Genomic DNA, 4,126 nt, shown 5'->3' with positions numbered 1-4,126 from the left:
AACATAAAAAAATCATATATTACTTTTCAGTATATTTTAAACAATTTTAAAATTAATATCAGATTTCAACAGTCCCTGAATATTATTTTCTAACATTTTCTTTACGACAGCTTGAGTGATCGTATATAGAGATCTTACATTAAGGTTTAGTAGTTTATCGAGCTCTTGATTTGTGATATCTAAGAATGGTTTGGGGATATTTGAACCCATATTATTTACAAGGATATCAACGCTATCTAGTTTATTTATATAGTCTATAAATTCATTGCTAGTTCCATCTATTGAGAGTATTTTAATTTTTCCATCAGCCTCAGCTGAAAGCTTGTCTAAGTCACTTTGAGTTCTAGCAATAGCAATAACAGTTGCTCCTGCCTGGCTTAATGATAAAGCACAAGCTTTTCCTATACCTTTTCCAGCACCTGTGACAAGAGCTATTTTGTTTTTAAGTAAGTCTTGATTAAAAGGGAAGTTTAAATGCGACATTATAAAACAGAAAGTTCATTTATTATAAGTTTAACTTTACTTTAAATAGTGCAAATCTAAAATATTAAATAGCAATATTTTCTACTATAAACATTGTTGATGTTAGTTATTTAGCAGACTAAACTTAACTAGAGTAATTATTGTACATTCAATGCTCGTCCTAGTTCAGAGTTTCAAAGATTAAAAAGCGGTTATTATAACTAGTCTGATATGTTCAGATAGGCTAGATTTACTAATAAATAATACAAATGAGGAGATAAAATGGATAATAGGTTAGATGGTCACTTTGATAATGCCAAATCTGATAGTGTTCAAACTGCTCGAATGAAGGGGTTTGATAGTGAGTTTATAGATATAGTAGATTATATAAAGAGAATAACTTATAGAATATGGGAAGGTAAGCAAATAGGCTTGTGCTATGACTATTACTCTGAAGATTGTCCGGTATATACTTTAGCTGGTGTTTGTGCAGGTTATAAAGTTGTAACAGAAAATACAATTAAGACATTAGCATCTTTTCCTGATCGTACGTTACATGCAGACAATATAATTTGGGGGGGAGATGATAATGAAGGCTATCACTCCTCTCACTTGATAAGCACTCATATGACAAATCTTGGAGATAGTGAATATGGTCCAGCAACTGGAAAAAAAGCAGTTATTCAAGTTATAGCTCATTGTATTATTAAAGATAATAGAATTATTGAAGAGTGGCTTGTTAGGGATAATTATGCTCTATGTCAGCAGCTTGGTTATGATCCTATTGAAGTAGCTAAAAAAAATGCATTAAGTGATCAGGATAATGCAACAAGACAATGGTTTAATTCAGAAATCAAACGTTTAAAAGGATCCGCAAGCAAAACTAGACTTCCTATAATCCACGAAGATTCTAATCCAGAAAATCTTGTAAGGAGCATACTACAAAATGTTTGGAATGCTAACTTATTTGGAGATATTTTCTTAGCCTATGCAGAAGATGCTCGTTTATATACAACAAGAAAGCGTGAGCTAAATGGGCATACTGAAATTTTGCAATTTTATATAGAGATTTTAAGTACATTATCTGACCTGAACTTTTCAATTGATTATGTTTGCTCTAACTCGCCTACTACAAATACAGATGTTGCTGTACGATGGAGTTTGGTTGGTAAACATTCCAATTTTGGAGTTTTTGGCCCTGCAACAAATGAAGATATTTTGATTATTGGTGAGAGCCATTATCAGATAGTTAATGGTAAAATATATCAAGAATGGACAGTATTTGATGAAGTTGCTGTACTAACTCAGGTTGAACGTGTTCGTATCAAGAAAAATAGTTGTATAGAAGATTAGATTATTTATGTTAGGCTTTTGATAATACTTTTTGCCATGATATTTATTTTATTTTTAATCACATCAGAAAGAATCTCATCTTTTTCAAGAATTCTTTGACCTTCTACTCCATAAAACTCAACATTGCTAATATCCATACCAATAGCATCAGCTAATGCTAAAGATGGAGCAACACCAACACTATGTGAAGATAAAAAACCATCAAAACTTAGAATGTCTTTTGCCTTAAAGTAGAACTCTGTTCCAGGTGTAACTTTTGCATATACAGCATCTACTAGGATAACTTTATCATAGTCACTATCTAAATAAGTCAGTAAATTTAACCCAGGCCTGTCAGCACTTTCTACAGTTACATTTTGGATATTTTTTTCTTTTATAATTTCAGTAAGTTTATCTGCGACAAACCAACCAAACTGATCATCTGCAAAGGGAGAGCCAATGCCAAGTATTAGAGTTTTTTGTTTCATTTTTTACCTTTTATGATAAATAAGTTTATGTAGAGTAGCAGCGTGCTCAGTCCAAAAAAGACAAACTAATGATCTGTCACTACAAATATTATTTTAGCTTTCTTCTTGAATAGTTGTTTGCAAATTTAAACATAAAAAACACAAAGAAGATAGTAACTAAGCTAAATCCAATAATAGGAGAATTATTACTAATAAAATCTGTGATTAAATTAATTGTTACTACATTTGTATTTAGTAATCCTAGTAGTTCAACTAATGAGATAATATAAGCAGCAGTTATCATAATAGACAGTATTATAATGTTATAACGATAAAATCTCTGTTCTTTTGTATTTATACGCAAAACTTTTGACATTAATGCCGCATCAATAGAATCTACTATAATCATGCCAAGAGCAAATGAGATAGGTAGTAGCATAACATACCAAATAGATAAGCCATTTAGGATATTTGCTGCAGCCATACTTAAAAGAGCAATTTCAGTAGCAGTATCAAACCCTAAACCGAATAGGAAGCCAACAAAGTACATTTTATATGGTCTATCTATTATCCTTATTAAAGGTCTAAAAAGTTTTGTTAATAGTGAATTTGAAGAGTGGTCATGTCTAGAAGAGTCTTTATTTTTTAGAAGGTTTCTTAGAGACATAAGACTTATTGTACCTGTTATTAGGAGAAATATTGCCGATACAACAGTTCCAAAAAATGCACCAATATCCAAAACACTTGTTTTTTCGATATTTGCAAAGCTAAAACCTATAACTATAAGTAAAGTAAGTAAAAAGACAATTGTTGAATGGCCTAGGGCAAAAAATAATCCAGTTTTAAAACTTGCTCTATTTTGAGCTATTAGTTGCCTAGTTACATTATCTATAGCTACTATATGATCTGCATCAAAACCATGTCTAAGGCCTAGCATAAAGGCAATACCAACCATACTAAGCATTTTAAGATCTTGGGTTGTTAGAAATAGTAGTAATGCTAATATTAGTATGGAAAAAGTAGCTACATTACTTTTCATAGAAGCTTCCTTTTAATATAACTGATATTTAATGAATTTTAATTATACCTGTTACATAATCCTTAGCAATATAGTCTTGAAGCAGCTTCTTTAATATAAAACTCATAAATTTGGGTACTACCTTGTTACAAATATAGCGCTTTGATCGATATACTGGTTTTATAAAAGTCGATATTTTACTTATCGATAAAGTTACTTTATGAAAATAAATAATGGAATTATAAAATGTATAAAAAATTACAACTTAAGAATAGTGAAATAAATTATTTAGATAGTGGTGAAGGCTTTCCAATATTATTTGGCCATAGTTTTCTCTGGACAAATAAAATGTGGCAACCTCAAATAGAAAGCTTAAGTAAAAGTTATCGCTGTATTGTTCCAGATTTATGGGGGCATGGCGATTCTGGAAGTGTGCCAGAGGATACAGAGAGTCTTGGAGACCTTGCCAATGAGATGTTGAGTTTATTAGATCATCTAGGCATACAAAAATTTGGAATAGTAGGACTTTCTGTCGGTGGCATGTGGGCAGTAGAGATGGCATTAAAAGTTCCTGAAAGAGTTAAGTTTATGGTTCTTATGGATACTTTTATGGGGATAGAGCCCGAAAAAAGTAAAAATGAATATTTTGGTATGCTTGATCTTATTGGAAAGATGGGTACTATTCCCGAGCCTATTATTACACAAGTAGCACCAAACTTTTTCTCAAAGTCTACACAACAAACAAAACCAACACTTGTCACAGAGTTTAGTAATAACCTCAGTTCGGAATTAAAAGCATTGTAAATTAAGGGTTTAGTAGTGTTTTTAGGTTAAAATAAGCGAAAAA

General features: G+C 31.2%; 5 protein-coding genes. 2 read left to right on the top strand and 3 right to left on the bottom strand.

Going from position 1 to position 4,126, the window contains the following annotated elements:
* Window positions 1-36: 36 nt before the first annotated feature.
* Window positions 37-483 carry an SDR family NAD(P)-dependent oxidoreductase gene (locus AB8E56_RS11225; RefSeq protein WP_329481142.1) on the bottom strand — a complete coding sequence of 149 codons (447 nt, stop codon included), beginning with the start codon at window positions 481-483 and terminating at the stop codon, window positions 37-39.
* Between the two features lie 261 nt (window positions 484-744).
* On the opposite strand from AB8E56_RS11225, the gene AB8E56_RS11220 reads away from it, so the two are divergent.
* Window positions 745-1,815, top strand: coding sequence for an ester cyclase (locus AB8E56_RS11220; RefSeq protein WP_329481140.1), 1,071 nt, complete (start codon window positions 745-747; stop codon window positions 1,813-1,815).
* A gap of 5 nt (window positions 1,816-1,820) precedes the next feature.
* Here AB8E56_RS11220 and AB8E56_RS11215 read toward each other — a convergent pair whose 3' ends face one another.
* Window positions 1,821-2,282: a hydrogenase maturation protease gene (locus AB8E56_RS11215; protein ID WP_329481138.1), complete on the bottom strand. Its 462-nt coding sequence runs from the start codon at window positions 2,280-2,282 to the stop codon at window positions 1,821-1,823.
* Window positions 2,283-2,370: 88 nt separating this feature from the next.
* Window positions 2,371-3,300, bottom strand: coding sequence for a metal transporter (locus AB8E56_RS11210; protein WP_329481136.1), 930 nt, complete (start codon window positions 3,298-3,300; stop codon window positions 2,371-2,373).
* Between the two features lie 225 nt (window positions 3,301-3,525).
* Here AB8E56_RS11210 and AB8E56_RS11205 point away from each other — a divergent pair, with 225 nt between their 5' ends.
* Window positions 3,526-4,083 carry an alpha/beta fold hydrolase gene (locus AB8E56_RS11205; RefSeq protein ID WP_329481135.1) on the top strand — a complete coding sequence of 186 codons (558 nt, stop codon included), beginning with the start codon at window positions 3,526-3,528 and terminating at the stop codon, window positions 4,081-4,083.
* Window positions 4,084-4,126: the final 43 nt, after the last annotated feature.

Source organism: Francisella sp. 19X1-34 (assembly GCF_041102755.1).
GTDB lineage: Bacteria > Pseudomonadota > Gammaproteobacteria > Francisellales > Francisellaceae > Francisella.
Note: the sequence above shows the minus strand (reverse complement) of the source record. Positions and strands in the feature narration are given on the sequence as shown.

Coding starts and splice junctions, on each gene's coding strand:
- AB8E56_RS11205 (WP_329481135.1), top strand. CDS start 3,526: ATGTATAAAAAATTACAACTTAAGAATAGTGAAATAAATTATTTAGAT.
- AB8E56_RS11225 (WP_329481142.1), bottom strand. CDS start 483: ATGTCGCATTTAAACTTCCCTTTTAATCAAGACTTACTTAAAAACAAA.
- AB8E56_RS11220 (WP_329481140.1), top strand. CDS start 745: ATGGATAATAGGTTAGATGGTCACTTTGATAATGCCAAATCTGATAGT.
- AB8E56_RS11215 (WP_329481138.1), bottom strand. CDS start 2,282: ATGAAACAAAAAACTCTAATACTTGGCATTGGCTCTCCCTTTGCAGAT.
- AB8E56_RS11210 (WP_329481136.1), bottom strand. CDS start 3,300: ATGAAAAGTAATGTAGCTACTTTTTCCATACTAATATTAGCATTACTA.